Raw genomic sequence first — 14272 nt, forward strand, 5'->3', positions numbered from 1 at the left:
ATTTTGGAAAATGCAAATTTCAGTTTTCCTGAAAGCGCCGCAGATAGGTGGCAAAACGCGGCAAGCCTTTGGCGGTGAAGCCCCGGTAGCGGTAGGTGATGACCGCGCCTATGGCCGGTGGATTGCGGCGGTCACTGTCTTTCCAGCCCGAACCGATACGGAAGCGGCCGTGCCGGTTTTCGCAGGTGACCGCACCCAGCAGGCCGGTATATTTGCCCTTGCCCGGATGATGGGCCACAACCGTGCATTCCTCGTCAAAGCGGCTTTTCCATTTGAGAAAGCCGTCGCTGCGGCCAGCGCTGTAGGGCAGCTCCGGATTGCGAAACACCAGCCCCTCGCCGCCCAGCGCCTCGACTTCCTTTAGAAAACGCCTGGCCTGCTCCATGCTCTGGACAGGCCGCTGCTCAATGACCGTGAAATTGCAGGCCGGATGCCTGGCCAGCCAGTCCCTGGCCTCTTGCAGCCGCTCGTAGAGACTGCCGCTGGCCTCGGGCACGTCGAAGACGTGGAGCTTGATGCCCTGCCAATCGCTGCCGCCGGTTTGCAGGGCAGCCGCGGTCTGCTCAAAGGTGCCGCGACCGCCGAAGAGTTCGCCATCCAGGGCAAAGGGCGGGAAGTCTTTGGTAAAGCCCGGCGGCGGGGCAAAGGCGTGGCCGCCCCGGCTGATGAGCTGTCTGCCGTCCCAGAGGCCGCGCACGCCGTCCAGCTTTTCGCTCATGGCCCAGCCGACAATGTTCTGGCCGTGGAATTCCTTGGCCAGCATGAGGTCCCGGGCGCTTGCCTCGGGTGAGGCGGCCAGGGCATTGGCGGCCATGCCCAGGCCAAGGAACAGGAAGAGGAAACAGCGCATCATGGATTGCCTCCCTGGTTCAGCGACGAAAAAGCCCCGCCGGTTTCCCGGCAGGGCCTCGTTTTTTCAGGTGACGGCAGCATGCCGTTTATTCGGTCTCAAGCGCCTTGGCCCAGCCTTTGAGCAGTTTCCAGTTGCGATCCACGTCTTCCTGGGACTTCTGCATCAGTTCTGCCGCATGCTCGGCGTTGCTCATCTTGAGACGGCGATAGCGGTTTTCGTTCATGGCGTATTCGGCAAAGCTGATGGTCGGCTCCTTGGAGTCTATGATCATCGGGTTCTTGCCGGCCTTTTCCAGATCCGGGTTATAGCGGAAGAGCGACCAGTGGCCGCACTCGACCGCCTTCTTCTGCTGCTCCAGACCCTTGGCCATGTCGATGCCATGGTTGATGCAGTGCGCGTAGCAGATGACGAGCGATGGCCCGTCGTAGGCCTCGGCCTCCTTGATGGCGCGTACCGCCTGGGTTGGGTTGGCGCCGATGGAGATCCGGGCCACATACACGGTGCCAAAGGTGGAGAAGATCATGCCCATGTTCTTCTTCGGCATGGTCTTGCCGCTGGATGCAAACTGGGCGACCGCCGCGCGCGGGGTGGACTTGGACATCTGGCCGCCGGTGTTGGAATACACCTCGGTGTCCAGCAGCAGGACGTTCACGTTTTTGCCAGAGGCCAGCACGTGGTCCAGGCCGCCGTAACCGATGTCATAGCCCCAACCGTCGCCGCCGATGATCCAGACAGACTTTTTGACCAGATAATCGGCCACATGGTAGAGCCGTTTGGCGATGATGTCCCTGGATTGCTCCAGAACCTTTTTCAGCTCGTCGATGCGGGCGCGCTGGGCTTCGATGGCCATCTGGGTATCCTGCCTGGCATCCAGGATGGAGTCGGCCAGTTCCTTGGCGACGATTTGCGCTTCGACGGCCTTCTCCAGCAGTTCGCCGGCCTGCATGCCCAGCTTGTCCACAGCGTCGCGCATGCCCAGGCCGTGCTCGGCATTGTCCTCGAAGAGCGAGTTGGACCAGGCCGGGCCGCGGCCGTCGGCGCGCTTCGCGTAAGGCGTGGTGGGCAGGTTGCCGGAATAGATGGAGGAGCAGCCGGTGGCGTTGGAGGCCAGCATCCGGTCGCCGAAGAGCTGGGTGACCAGCTTGACGTACGGGGTTTCGCCGCAGCCGGCGCAGGCGCCGGAGAACTCGAAGAGCGGCCGCTTGAACTGACTGCCCTTGATGGTGCCCACGTCGATGAGCTGCTCGTCCACTTCCGGCAGGGCCATGAAGGTCTTCCAGTGCGGGGCTTCCTGCCTGTACAGCTCTTCGGTGTTCAGCACCATGGCAAGTGCCGGTTCATCGGTGCGCTTGCCGTTCGCATCCTTTTTGCGGCCGGGGCAGGTGCTGACGCAGAGCGTGCAGCCGCAGCAGTCGGCGGTGGAGATCTGGATCGTGAATTTCATGCCCGCAAACTCTTTGCCCATGGCGTCTGCGGTTTTGAAGCTTTCGTCCGCGCCTGCGGCCTGCAGGGCCTCCGGAGTGGCCACCTTCATGCGAATGCTGGCATGGGGGCACACCAGGGAGCAGCGGCCGCACTGGATGCAGGCTTCCGGATCCCAGGAGGAAACCTTGACAGCGATATTGCGCTTCTCCCACTGGGTGGTGGCCGTCGGCCAGCGACCGTCGGCAGGCATCTGGGAAACCTTGATGCTCTCGCCGCGGCCAGCCATCATCCGGGCGGTGACTTCCCTGACAAAAGCCGGCGCCTCCTCCGGCACGGTTGGCGGCATTTCGTGGCCATTGACGCTCTCCGGAACAGTGACCTCGAAGATGTTGGCAATCGCGCCGTCCACCGCGCTGTAGTTCATCTGCACAACCTTGTCGCCCTTGGAGCCGTAGGTCTTCTTGATGGCCTTCTTGATGGCGTCAATGGCTTCCTGTTCGGGCAGGATGCCGGAGATCTTGAAGAAGGCGGTCTGCATGATCATGTTGATGCGGGCGCCCAGGCCCAGAGCCAGGCCCAGCTTGACCGCGTCGATGATGTAGAATCTGGCCTTTTTCTCGATGAGCTGCTTCTGCACCAGGGCCGGCAGATGCTGCCAGATCTCGTCCTTGTCGTAGGTGCTGGTGAGCAGGAAGGTGCCGCCCTCGTGCAGGTTGGCCAGCATGTCATAGCTGTTCAGGAAGGCAAAGTTGTGGCAGGCAATGAAGTTGGCCTTGGTGATCAGGTAGGGCGCGACCACCTGCTTCTTGCCGAAGCGCAGATGGGACACGGTCATGGACCCGGACTTCTTGGAGTCATAGACAAAGTAGCCCTGCGTGGAGTTGTCGGTTTCCGTGCCGATGATTTTGATGGTGTTCTTGTTGGCGCCGACCGTTCCGTCGGAGCCCAGGCCATAGAACATGGCGCGGTACACGTCCTCCCCTTCGATGTTGAAGTGCGGATCGTAGTTCAGGCTGGTGAAGGTCACGTCGTCGTGCGGGCCGACGCAGAAATGCTTCTTGGGGGCAAAGGAGGCCATATTGTCCAGGATGGCCTTGACCATGGCCGGGCTGAATTCGGCGGAGCCCAGACCGAAACGGCCACCGTAAACCGCAGGCATGCACATGGTGGGATTGCGCTCCAGCGCCTCGGTCAGAGCGGTGCACACGTCTTCATAGAGCGGCTCGCCGATGGCGCCCGGTTCCTTGGTGCGATCCATGACCGTGATGCGCTCGACCGTGGACGGCAGGGCGTTGACCATGGCAGCCGCGTCAAAGGGCCGGAACAGGCGCACGATGACCAGACCCGCCTTGCGGTCTTCCCGGGCGATCAGGTGCTCGATGGTGGCAGCCACGGTCAGCGCGCCCGAACCCATGATGACGATGACGTCTGTTGCGTCGGGAGCGCCCACATAGTCGAAAAGATGGTATTGCCGGCCGGTCAGTTCGGCGAACTTGTTCATCGTCTCCTGAACGATGCCCGGGGTTGCGTCGTAGTACTTGTTGACCGTTTCGCGGCCGGTGAAGTTGACATCCGGATTCTGGGCCGTGCCGGCGAGCGACGGCCGATCCGGGGTCAGGGCGCGTTTGCGGTGCTCGATGACCAGATCCTCGTCGATCATGAAACGGATGTCGTCCATGCTCAGATCTTCGATTTTCATGACCTCGTGGGAGGTGCGGAAGCCGTCGAAGAAGTGGATGAAGGGCACCCTGGAGGCCAGGGTGCTCTGGGTGGCGATCAGGGCCAGATCCTGGGCTTCCTGCACGTCCTGGGAGCAGAGCATGGCCCAGCCGACCTGGCGGGCAGCCATGACGTCGCCGTGGTCGCCGAAAATGGACAGCCCCTGGCAGGCCAGCGCGCGGGCGGTGATGTGGAACACCGTTGGGGTCAGTTCGCCCGCGATCTTGTACATATTGGGGATCATGAGCAACAGGCCCTGGGATGCGGTGAAGGTGGTGCACATCGCACCCGCGCCCAGGGAGCCGTGAACCGCGCCCGCCACGCCCGCTTCCGACTGCATCTGGGAAACGACCGGGACAGAACCCCAGATGTTTTCCTGTTTGGCCGTTGCCTTGGCGTCCGCTATATCCGCCATCGGCGACGAGGGCGTGATGGGATAGATGGTGATGACCTCGCTGGTGGCATACGCAATATTCGCGCAGGCCGTATTGCCGTCAATGGTGACCATTTTCCGGGACATAGCTCATTCTCCTACAATGCAGTTTGGGTGTTGACTCGCAGCCTGCGCCGCGAAGGACGAGAGACAGGAACGCTCGACAGCAATGGAAAGGCAGGAAAAACGGGCGGAAAACACCCCGCGGGACTGCATGTGCAGGCCCTGACCAGGCCTTTCACTCCCCTTGAGGAACTAACAAAACATCACTTATCCCTTTGAAAAATACACGAATTGTTCTGATTATGCAATTGCAAAGCCCGGAGGCGGGCTGCCGGTTCAGGCTTTGGGGCCGGTCTTGTCCCGCTCCGCCAACATGCGGTCGTGCTCGGCCTTGAGTTCCCGGTATTCCCGTTCGGCCCGCCTGACAGCCTCTTCCTGATTTTTTTTCAGCTCGGCCGCCTTGCTCGCCACCTTTTCCTGGCGGATCGTAAGATCCGGCGTGCCAAAGAGCGTGCTGGCCAGATATTTGAAGGAGAACAGCATGAGTTCGGTATCGTCCGTTCTGAGGCGCTCAACGGTCTCCGGATCCACTTCGTAGGTGTCCAGAAAGGAACTTTCGAACACGAATTTGCGGAAGGTGTCCAGATCCGTGGAGGCCATGAAGAACATACGCTTGGCGGCTTCACTCAGCGAGGCCTGCAGGCCGAAGGATTTCCGCCGCATGACCAGCCGGAGCCATTCCCGGTTCATGGCATCCCGTTTGTCCACGCCCTGATCGGCGCGCCATGCGCCGATGGTCCAGTGTTTGGGTTCCTCGTGGCCCTTGCAGTGCGGCTCCCTGACCAGAAAGAAAAACTGTTCGGTGGAGCCTGCGCCCTCGTTCCGGCCCTCGTGGAAATCGGCCATGCCCACCGGGTAGTAGCGGCAGGCGGAAGGCCGGTCGGCATAAACCGTGCAGCCTGCGGGCGTGACAAAGGGACAGGCCTGGTTGTCGCCCACCAGCTTGAGGATCAGGCCCGGCATGTCGGTTTTTTCCAGATAGACCGGCTCGGTGTATCGGGTTATGAATTCGTCTGCCGGCAGGTTCAGGCGCTTTCTGAGCATCAGGATGTCGTAGGGCGTCAGCATGATCCTGATGGCATGGCAGCAGGCGGTAAAGCAACTGACGCCGGGATGGCAGCGAAACTGCAGCGGTGAGTGCAGCGTGAGTTTTTGCGGCAGTATATTGGAAGGATTGGTGTTTTTTGCAGAAAAGATGCTTTCCGGATCGGGTTGCCCTGTATGAGCCATGATTGCCTCGTTTGGCAGAATGCAATGAGTGACGGCCTTTTGCCATGTTAAAAAAATGATGTCTACCACAGCAGGCGTTTTTTAGCTGCCAAATTTTGGCAGGCTGCTTATGATATGGGCGTCGACGGCTGCGACGGCGACCTGAGTGACAGCGTCCAGCCCCTTTCCCCTCCTCCCTCCTTTTGCAGGCAATGCTTCCCATGAAAGAAGGCCCCATGCTAACGCGTTTGTTCAACCAGCCTGTTGACATGAGCAAGGTCAGCACCCTGGTGTATCATCTGCCGGACGGCCCGGCCGTGTCGGTGCAGGTGGACGGGAACGAGCTGCTGTTTGATCCTGACATGGAACTGGGCGATATTTGCGACACCACGGATATCGATGGGGTTCTCCACTTTTTCCCCAAGGGAAATGCGTGATGCCCGTGTGACCTGAAACCGCGCCAGTCCCGACACCGCTGCCCCAGCCCGGAGCCGCGGTGTTTCTGTTATCCCGCCTTGCAGACAGAACATGAATCCAGTTCGGAATCCCCTTATCGACATCAGCCACGATGGCCATGTGCACACCCTGCTCTGCGGTCACGCTGTGGGCCGGATGGAAGAATACGTGCAGGCTGCCCTCGCAAGGGGGCTCTCTGGCATGTGTTTTCTGGAACACCTGGAAGTGGGCATTGTCTATTGCAAACGTAACTGGCTGGAGGCCAGTCATTTTGCCGAGTATTTCCGGGAGGGCGAACGTCTGCAAAAGGCCTATAAGGGCAGAATGGCCATTCAGCTCGGTGCGGAGCTGGGCTACAACCCGGCGGCCGTGGATGAACTGCGGGCCAGACTCAGGCAGTACCCCTTCGAGCGGGTGGGCCTGTCCTGCCACTATTACTGGCACGGAGACCGGCACTGGAACCTCCTCGGTCTGCACCCGGACAGCCTGAACCGCTTCAGGGCGATCGGTGCGGATACGGTGCTGACCCGGTATTTCGACAACCTGATGCACGCGGCGGCAGAACTGGACTGCAGCGTCCTCTGCCATCTGGACGCGGGCCTGCGGCACCTGCCCGACCTGCAGTATCAGGACAGCCATCGGGCACAGATCAGGAGGCTTTTGGCGACCGTGAAAGCGCGCGGCATGATGCTGGAAATCAACACATCAGGCTTTGCCAGGCGCGGCTATCCCTACCCGACGGACTGGATCATCCGCGAAGCCATCGGCATGGGCATTCCCCTGACCCCGGGCTCGGATGCCCATGATCCGGAAGAAGTCGGCCGCTATTTCGAGCAACTGCCTGCCTATCTGGCAGCTCTTCGTCCGTAGTCCCTCCTGAACGCGCCAGCTCGCGCTCATGCGGGCGACAGGGTTCAGCCCGCAGCAGAAGCCGCATGTTTTTCACCACGCTGCCGGCAGGCCTTTGCGCTCGCCCGAATGGATGGCCCGTCCCGGTCGGGTGCGGCTCACTGCAGGGGCAAGGCCAGTTGAAAGGGCCTGGCCGCTCCAGCCCCGCGGTAGCGGCCGGAGAGACTCAGCAGGACAGCACCCCGGCCCTCGTTGAGCAGGAAGCCCTGGCCCTGGGCCCAGAAGTCCGGGCCATGGATGCTGAATTCCGGCAGATCCCAGGAGGCCGAGCTCTGTCCGTCGCCAGCGGTTTCGAAATGGGCGAAGAGGTTGAGGTCCTGCTTTGCAAGGAGCAGCTCGTGTTCCTGCCCGAAACCGGCCCAGCCGAGTCTGGCGGCGATTTCGGCCGTGGCTGGGGCATGGCCGGGAGCAGCGTACGTGCAGGCAAGACGGGCCGGCCCCTTGAGACGTACACCGTTGGGCATGCGACCGGCGGCGCGCAGCAAAGTCTCCAGAGCTTGCCCCTGCAGATCACCTTCCAGCCGCAGCGCGCGGCTTTCGTCCTGCTGACCCCAATTCGTGAATCTGAGTTCGCCGTCCAGCCGGAGGGCATCGGAGACAAGCACGAGCGGTTGCAGGTGCAGGCTTTTTGTCAGGGGATCGAAGCAGGCAGGCGGAGCGTCCTGCGGGGCTGCCGGCGGGGCAGGAGTTCCGGCCAACTGCAGGGCGGAAAGCTGCAGGGCCTGTGGCGCGGGCCGCCCCTTTCTACCCCTGCCGGTCCTGACCGCTTTGGGCTGGACCTTCTGTGCCGGTGGGCGCATGCTGGCCGCGGCCTCGCCGCTTGCCAGGGCCGTTCGCGCGGCGGCAAAAGACCAGGGTGGGTTCTGGCTGCTGCCCGTCATTTCCGCCTGGGTGAGCACGGCCTCTGCACTCCTGATTTCGTGCCTGCCGTCCTGGATATGCGCCTTCAGATCCAACTGCAGGGCGCCCGTCATGTCCAGTTCGGACAGCCCGGTCAGAACATGCCGGATGAGCGGCTGTATCCGGGCCAGCGCCAGGGTGCTGCCCACAGTGTATGTGCCCCGCTGTTCGCGGCCCTGGCCCGCAATGTCCTGCCAGCGGGCTTCAAGGGTCCCCGGCCACCCGGATACCTGCAGTTGCCCGGAAAAGGGACCCTGCTCAGACTGGCGGCTGCCATGCATTTTCACGGTCAGCGGATGTGTGGGCAAAAGCCTTTCCCGGGTACGGCCGTTTTCCAGGGAAAATTTTTGGAGTTCCAGGTCCAGCTCGTCCTGGTAGCCTGTGTCCGAAGGGCTGCTGCCGGCCTTAAGCTGCATCGTGCCGCCGGCCGTGAGCGGCAACTGCATGATCCGGCCCGTTTCCCGGCTGAGGGCGCCCAGTTCGCCACTGGCCTCCAGGGTAAAAGCTCTGCTGGCATCGTCCCGCTTCGCCCTGAGGGCGCAAAGGGCGCCTTTGCCCTCTATCTGCTGCAGGTGTGGCCGGCCGGCTGTCATGAGCCACTTCGCATGCAGGGTCAGGGGATTGGCCCAGACGATGTCGGTGCCGCCCCGTTCAGCGTGGATATCCGAAATCCGGCAGTCCAGCGCCATGGGCAATCTCTCACCCGGCCCTCTTGCCTGCATGCTGCACTGCAGCCGGCCATCCGTGATTTTGGCGTCGGGATAGAGGGCCAGCCGGACTCTGAGTCCCTCGCTGAGCAGCGGCAGGGCGAGCGCGGCCTTGGCGGTGAAATCGCTTTCCCCGGGTTGGAGGGCACCGTGCAGGTCGAGGTTCGCCAGCGGTGATTCCAGACGCAGTTGCCGCACCTGCCAGGCCGCTGCCCCCTGGCGGCTGAGATTGAAGAGGAGGCTTGTACGGTCAAGAGTCAGGCGCTGGTCGTGGGGCGAGAAGGCGGGCAGGCGCAGATCGTGCAGGAACAGCGCGCCCTCGCCCTGTACGCTGCCGTCCGCGCTGTGCACAAAGCGGCAATTGCCCGTGGCCCTGCCTGCACTGGCGGAGAAAAAGCCGGGAGCAAAGGGCAGGGGCGGCAGCTTCGCGACCGGCACCTCTTCCAGGAGAATGGTGCCGGTGCTCAGCAGGTGCTGGGTCTTGCTGCCCTCGGGCGGGGCATTCACATAGCCTCCTGCCTGCACGTTATAGTCCTCCCCCTGTCCGGCGCTGGCCTTGAGCGCGTAGCGGAGCGAGCCGTTTTCCAGCGCGGCTTCGAAATCGCCGCGGCTGATGAGCGGATAGCTTTTGCCGTTCCGCTCGAGCCGCAGGCTGCTGCCCGTGGCCCGCAACTGGAAGGAGCCCCGATTCCACCAGCGAAGCAGCCAGCTCGGCAGCTCCGGACGAAGCGAATCGTCGGGTGCTGTGGTGGCCGTCCTGTCCCCGCTCAGGGTCAGCACCGGAGCCTGGAGATACAGTTCGCCCAGGGAGCCCGGGGCCAGGAGCAGCGGCAGCAGGCCGCGCCTGCTGCGCAGTTCGGCGCTTTCCAGGGCAAGCGGCACGCTCTGGCCCTGATAGCGGAAGTCCTGACAGCGCAGGCCGGAAAACCAGCCCAGGGAGCAAGTGCCAGAGGATATGGTGCCGGAAAGAGGGCCGCCCAGGCGGGACAGCATGGCCTGCCGTACAGGCTCTACGCGCACGAGCCAGGGCAGAGGCAGGATCAACAGGCACAGGCAAAGTATGACAAAAAGCAGATGGCGTTTGTTCATGGAAAGGGGTGACCGGCTGGCACGAAACGACAGAACGGCGACACCGCGACCGGAGCGGCGGATTCAGCAGTAGCGGCGGACCGGATCCGGCAAGGGCAGATCAACCGGATCGCCGCCCCAGTGGAGTTTGGTTCGCAGGATTTTGAAATAGCTCTTCCATGGGGAACTCACGATCAACAGAGGTCGTGCCGCCTGCTGGACCAGCAAATAGTCGTCTTCCGCCATGCGCCAGTGCAGCTCGCCGTCGATGATCACCCCGACCTGGCTGGCCGGGGCCAGCGGATGAACGGTGACGAGGGTTTCGCTGGACAGCAGCACCGGCCGTGAACTCAGCATGAAGGGACAGACCGGGGTCAGGATCAGGCTCTTCTGTTCGGCATGCACCAGGGGGCCGCCGGCAGAGAGATTGTAGGCGGTGGAGCCGGTGGGGGAGGCAATGATGAGGCCATCGGCGCTGTAGGTGGTGATGTATTCCTGATTGGCCCAACAGCCCAGCCGGATCAGAGCGGAGGCGCTGTCCTTGACGATAAGCACCTCATTCAGTGCCCGTACCGCTTCGCTGATGGCGCCGGTCGTGCCGTTGACGACGGCGGCGCTGAGCATGATCCGCCGTTCGAGGCGGTACTCGCCGGCCAACAGCATGGTGATGGTTTTGTAGAGTTCGTCCACGGTTATTTCCGTGAGAAAGCCCAGGTTGCCCATGTGGACGCCCAGGATCGGTATGCCGTACCGGCTGGCCAGATCGGCCGCGTGCAGCAGCGTGCCGTCTCCGCCCAGCACTATCAGCAGATCCATCGATGGTTCCGCTGCATTCAGGTCGCCTGTGGCAATGCCCTGCCGTTGCAGCCATGCTGCCAGTTCGATGCCTTTCCGCTCGGCATCCGGGCTGTCTGGCCGGACGTGGATGCCGACGAATTTCAGGTTCATCGGCCCAGCTCCCGGGAGCGGCGGCTGGCCTCACGCACGGCCGCCATCACCAGAGCACGAAAAGCCCCCTGCTCCAGGGTCTGAATGCCCTCGATGGTCGTGCCGCCCGGCGACGTGACCCGGCCTTTCAGCGTGGCAGCGGTTTCGCCGCTTTCCAGTGCCAGTTTGGCGCTGCCGTACAGGGTCTGCAGGGCGAGCTGCTCTGCCTGCTCCCGGGGCAGGCCGGCCAGAATGCCGCCGTCGATCAGGGCCTCGAGGAAGACAAAGACATAGCCTGGCCCGCTGCCGCTCAGGCCGGTGACCCCATCAAGCAGTTTTTCCGGTACTTCCAGGCTGGTGCCCACCGCGTCAAAAACCGTTTTGGCGAGCTTCCGGTCCGCCTCCGTGGCCGAGTCGTCGGGGCTGAAGGCCGTGGCCCCGGCCAGTACCAAAGCCGGGGTGTTGGGCATGGCCCGGATCAGACGCGGCTGGGGGCCGGCAAAGCGGCGCAGGCCAGACAGGGACACGCCGGCCATGATGGAGAGCAGCAGATGCTCTTCCGTCAGATAGGGCCTGTAGCCAGCGAGCACCGTGGCGGCCAGTTGCGGCTTTATGGCGGCCAGCAACGTGGCGCAGTGAGCGCAGAGATCGGCCTCGTCCCGCGCAGGCTGAATGTGGTAGCGGTTCCGCAGCAGGTCAAGCCGTTCCCCGCTGGGTTCCACCACGTACAGGGCTTCCGGCGCCACCAACTGCGCGCTCAAAAGGCCGCGGATCAGGGCTTCCGCCATCTGGCCGCCGCCGATGCAGCCGAGCGTTCCAACGATGGTCGTCATGCGTTGCGTTCCTTGAACCAACAAAGCGCCGGTGAGGGCTTCGCGCTCAGTATGAAGTTTCGACTATGGGAATCCGCGATTCCCCGTGCGGGCGGCCCGGGGCGGCATCCTCCCTGCGCACTATGACGGGATGTCCGCATTTCTGGCAGGTAAAACGAGCCCGGTCCCCCCTCATCTGGCGCTCGTCGACTTTGTATTTCTGTGCACATTCCTCGCAAATGACCAACATGGCTCTCAACCCCGGACGAGTCCCGTCCTGCTGATTGTTGTGCCTGCTCCCCCAGGCAGATGATGGTTGATCGGCGCCCATACGCCGCATAAGACGCGCCTTGTAAAAAGCGTATCCTCACTGTTGTATAGGATATGATTGGCGGAAGCAAACAAAAAGAAGAGGCCTTTCGTATCCTGTCTATTGGCCGATGATTTTGACGGGCACCCCCTTGGGCCGCCGGCCGTCGAACCCGCCGGAGCAGATACATGTCCAGGGGGCGAAATGGAGCTGAGCCCCGGTTCGGGCCGCCGCCGCTGCCCGGCCCATGAGCCGCCGCTTCGGGTGGGTATCGGCATTGTCCGACCTGGCCTTGCACAGGGCCGGCCCTTTTTGCATGTCGCTTGCCGGAGGAGATGCCGACAGGAGCCGTACGGGTGGGCGTATTGAATGTCAGTTCCCTGACACAGCTCTTCCCGATCCTCCTGGATCTGAAGGCCTTCACTCGGCATAGTCGCAGGCGATGGCATGAAATTCATGCTGAACCTGCACAAGCGTGTTCAGGAGAATCGGGTCAAAGGCGGCCTGGTTGTCGCGCGTCATGATCTCCATGGCCACTTCGTGGGACAGGGCGGGTTTGTATATCCGTTTGCAGACCAGGGCGTCATAGATGTCGGCAATGGTCATCAGCCGGCCGGACAGCGGGATCGCCTCGCCCTTCAGGCCGCGGGGGTAACCGCTGCCGTCGAAGCGTTCGTGGTGCGAGCCGCTGATCTCCTTGGCGCAGCGGAGAAAAGCCGTGTTCTGCCCCGCCATCTGTTCGAGGTTGCTGATGATCGTCTCGCCGTAGAGGGTGTGCTTCTGCATGAGGGTGAATTCCTCTGGCGTGAGCCGGCCGGGCTTCAGCAGAATGCGGTCCGGGACGCCCACCTTGCCGATATCGTGGAGTGGCGCACTCTTGTACAGGATGCCGATGTATTCCCGGGTGAGCTGCTCGGTGTAATGGCCGTTCAGGGCGGTGGCTTCGGCCAGCAGCCGCACGTACTCCATGGTGCGGCGAATGTGGCTGCCGGTTTCCTGGTCGCGGTACTCGGCCATTTCGCCCATGGCCTCGATGACCACGTCCTGCAGTTGCTCGATCGCATAGGTGCGTTTTTCCACCAGGGCAGCCAGCTCGGTGCGGTAGCTGTAGAGTTCCAGGTGGTTGCGCACCCGGGCGCGCAGCTCCATGCCGTTGAAGGGCTTGGTGATGTAGTCCACGCCGCCCAGGTCAAAGCCGCGCACCACATCCTCGACACTGGTGCGGGCGGTCAGGAAAATGACCGGGATGCTGCCGGCATGGCGGTCTTTTTTTAACTGGACCACGGTTTGGAAGCCGTCCATGCCCGGCATCATGACATCCATGAGGATGAGCTGCGGCTTGGCGATGGGGATGCGGGCCAGGGCCTGCTCGCCGGAGAGGGCGTAGGCAAAATTGCAGCCCAGCTCCTGCAGGTGCGAGATGGCGATCTGGATGTTTTCCGCCACATCGTCAACGATGAAGACAAGCGAGCTGGACGAGTTCACGGTTTGTGCCCCTCGAGGAGTGGTGTCAACTGGCTGACAATGGCGTCGATGCCGGCAATGTCGGGGGCCGTGGCGCAGTGCAGCAACTGCCGGCCCGCATCCCGCATGGGGGGACAGTTCCGCTCCTCGCCCCTGGTTTCCAGGAGTTGTCCCAGTTCAATGGTGAGCGGCAGACTGCCGGTATAAACGATGGCGGTCAAAAGCCGGCCCATTTCCGCTTCCCAGAAAGGCCGGACAGTCCGGGCGAGGCTGGGGCCGGCCGGGCCCTGGCCGGAGGCCAGTCTGGCCTGCCAGGTCGCCACCGTGGCACGCAACTGCGCGAGCTGAAAGGGTTTTTGCAGCAGATCGTCGAAGAGCGGACGAAAGCTGTCCGGCGCCAGGGTCTGGCCGGTCATGAGCACCAGCGGAATGCGGGCGCTTGCCGGGTTGCCGCGCAGGTTCCGGGCGATCTGCCAGCCATCGCTGTCGGAGAGGTGCAGGTCGAGAAAGATAAGATCCGGCTGGCCAGTGACGGCGCATTCCAGCCCGGAAGCGCCGTCCGCCGCGGTCTGGACGCTGTAGTGCCCTTCGCTGAAGATATCCGTGAACAGATCGCGGATCAAAGGCGAATCCTCGATCACCAGAATGCGAAAGGGCTCGGTACCCGGGGCGCTCATGGCGGCAGCCCTGCCGGTCGCTGCACCTGCTGGCTTGATTCCCCTGCCTTTTTTGTCTCTGGCCTGGACGAGCCAGCCGTCCAGGATGTCCACCAGAGCCAGACCGCTCTTGACGATATTGTCGGCATAGTGCCGCTGCCTGTCGTCCAGCGCCGTCTTCTGCAGCATCTCCGCGTAGCCGATGATGGCGTTGAGCGGCGTGCGAATTTCGTGGCTGATCTGGTCCGGAAATGCCGGCTGCCCGGCCGATAGCTCTGTGGTCCGGGGCGACGTTTCCGGCCTGTTCGGAACGGTCATGGGCAAAAGTTCTCCTTATGCAAACAGCACGGGCCCTGAAAAC

At 62.7% G+C, this 14272-nt stretch carries 12 protein-coding genes; 2 read left to right on the top strand and 10 right to left on the bottom strand.

Going from position 1 to position 14272, the window contains the following annotated elements; all coding sequences use genetic code 11:
- Nucleotides 1-19: 19 nt before the first annotated feature.
- From CAY53_RS02540 to CAY53_RS02550, 3 genes are all read right to left on the bottom strand, one after another.
- Entirely contained in the window at nt 20-853 is an 834-nt protein-coding gene (locus CAY53_RS02540) for a DNA ligase (RefSeq protein ID WP_104935793.1), read from the bottom strand.
- 85 nt (nt 854-938) lie between these two features.
- Nucleotides 939-4517: a pyruvate:ferredoxin (flavodoxin) oxidoreductase gene (gene nifJ / locus CAY53_RS02545; protein WP_104935794.1), complete on the bottom strand. Its 3579-nt coding sequence runs from the start codon at nt 4515-4517 to the stop codon at nt 939-941.
- 252 nt (nt 4518-4769) lie between these two features.
- Complete coding sequence (locus CAY53_RS02550; protein WP_104937403.1) at nt 4770-5723, bottom strand: YkgJ family cysteine cluster protein; 954 nt, start codon at nt 5721-5723, stop codon at nt 4770-4772.
- Between the two features lie 215 nt (nt 5724-5938).
- Between CAY53_RS02550 and CAY53_RS02555 the strand changes: the two genes are divergently transcribed.
- Both CAY53_RS02555 and CAY53_RS02560 read left to right on the top strand, forming a co-directional pair.
- Nucleotides 5939-6139, top strand: coding sequence for a hypothetical protein (locus CAY53_RS02555; RefSeq protein ID WP_104937404.1), 201 nt, complete (start codon nt 5939-5941; stop codon nt 6137-6139).
- Nucleotides 6140-6230: 91 nt separating this feature from the next.
- Nucleotides 6231-7028 carry a histidinol-phosphatase gene (locus tag CAY53_RS02560; protein ID WP_104935795.1) on the top strand — a complete coding sequence of 266 codons (798 nt, stop codon included), beginning with the start codon at nt 6231-6233 and terminating at the stop codon, nt 7026-7028.
- A 137-nt stretch (nt 7029-7165) separates the two neighbouring features.
- Here the strand turns inward: CAY53_RS02560 and CAY53_RS02565 are convergent, their stop codons facing one another.
- The 7 genes from CAY53_RS02565 to CAY53_RS02595 form a co-directional block, all read right to left on the bottom strand.
- Nucleotides 7166-9763 carry a hypothetical protein gene (locus tag CAY53_RS02565; protein ID WP_104935796.1) on the bottom strand — a complete coding sequence of 866 codons (2598 nt, stop codon included), beginning with the start codon at nt 9761-9763 and terminating at the stop codon, nt 7166-7168.
- A gap of 63 nt (nt 9764-9826) precedes the next feature.
- Nucleotides 9827-10690 carry an NAD(+)/NADH kinase gene (locus CAY53_RS02570; RefSeq protein ID WP_104935797.1) on the bottom strand — a complete coding sequence of 288 codons (864 nt, stop codon included), beginning with the start codon at nt 10688-10690 and terminating at the stop codon, nt 9827-9829.
- Nucleotides 10687-11502 (bottom strand): pyrroline-5-carboxylate reductase, encoded by an 816-nt coding sequence (proC, locus tag CAY53_RS02575; protein WP_104935798.1) that lies wholly within the window; start codon nt 11500-11502, stop codon nt 10687-10689. The genes CAY53_RS02570 and proC overlap by 4 nt, the downstream gene beginning before the upstream one ends.
- Before the next feature lie 46 nt (nt 11503-11548).
- On the bottom strand, nt 11549-11821 hold the full coding sequence (locus CAY53_RS14045; RefSeq protein WP_104935799.1) for a zinc-ribbon domain-containing protein: 273 nt from the start codon (nt 11819-11821) through the stop codon (nt 11549-11551).
- A 90-nt stretch (nt 11822-11911) separates the two neighbouring features.
- Entirely contained in the window at nt 11912-12109 is a 198-nt protein-coding gene (locus CAY53_RS02585; protein WP_104935800.1) for a hypothetical protein, read from the bottom strand.
- Between the two features lie 102 nt (nt 12110-12211).
- A complete protein-coding gene (locus CAY53_RS02590; protein ID WP_104935801.1) occupies nt 12212-13276 on the bottom strand; it encodes a response regulator in 1065 nt (354 codons plus the stop codon).
- Nucleotides 13273-14229 (bottom strand): response regulator, encoded by a 957-nt coding sequence (locus tag CAY53_RS02595; RefSeq protein ID WP_104935802.1) that lies wholly within the window; start codon nt 14227-14229, stop codon nt 13273-13275. The genes CAY53_RS02590 and CAY53_RS02595 overlap by 4 nt, the downstream gene beginning before the upstream one ends.
- Between the last annotated feature and the right edge of the window lie 43 nt (nt 14230-14272).

Source organism: Desulfobulbus oralis, assembly GCF_002952055.1.
GTDB classification, from domain to species: domain Bacteria; phylum Desulfobacterota; class Desulfobulbia; order Desulfobulbales; family Desulfobulbaceae; genus Desulfobulbus; species Desulfobulbus oralis.

Coding starts and splice junctions, on each gene's coding strand:
- CAY53_RS02550 (WP_104937403.1), bottom strand. CDS start 5,723: ATGGCTCATACAGGGCAACCCGATCCGGAAAGCATCTTTTCTGCAAAA.
- CAY53_RS14045 (WP_104935799.1), bottom strand. CDS start 11,821: ATGCGGCGTATGGGCGCCGATCAACCATCATCTGCCTGGGGGAGCAGG.
- CAY53_RS02595 (WP_104935802.1), bottom strand. CDS start 14,229: ATGACCGTTCCGAACAGGCCGGAAACGTCGCCCCGGACCACAGAGCTA.
- CAY53_RS02585 (WP_104935800.1), bottom strand. CDS start 12,109: ATGCAAAAAGGGCCGGCCCTGTGCAAGGCCAGGTCGGACAATGCCGAT.
- nifJ (WP_104935794.1), bottom strand. CDS start 4,517: ATGTCCCGGAAAATGGTCACCATTGACGGCAATACGGCCTGCGCGAAT.
- CAY53_RS02555 (WP_104937404.1), top strand. CDS start 5,939: ATGCTAACGCGTTTGTTCAACCAGCCTGTTGACATGAGCAAGGTCAGC.
- proC (WP_104935798.1), bottom strand. CDS start 11,502: ATGACGACCATCGTTGGAACGCTCGGCTGCATCGGCGGCGGCCAGATG.
- CAY53_RS02570 (WP_104935797.1), bottom strand. CDS start 10,690: ATGAACCTGAAATTCGTCGGCATCCACGTCCGGCCAGACAGCCCGGAT.
- CAY53_RS02565 (WP_104935796.1), bottom strand. CDS start 9,763: ATGAACAAACGCCATCTGCTTTTTGTCATACTTTGCCTGTGCCTGTTG.
- CAY53_RS02540 (WP_104935793.1), bottom strand. CDS start 853: ATGATGCGCTGTTTCCTCTTCCTGTTCCTTGGCCTGGGCATGGCCGCC.
- CAY53_RS02560 (WP_104935795.1), top strand. CDS start 6,231: ATGAATCCAGTTCGGAATCCCCTTATCGACATCAGCCACGATGGCCAT.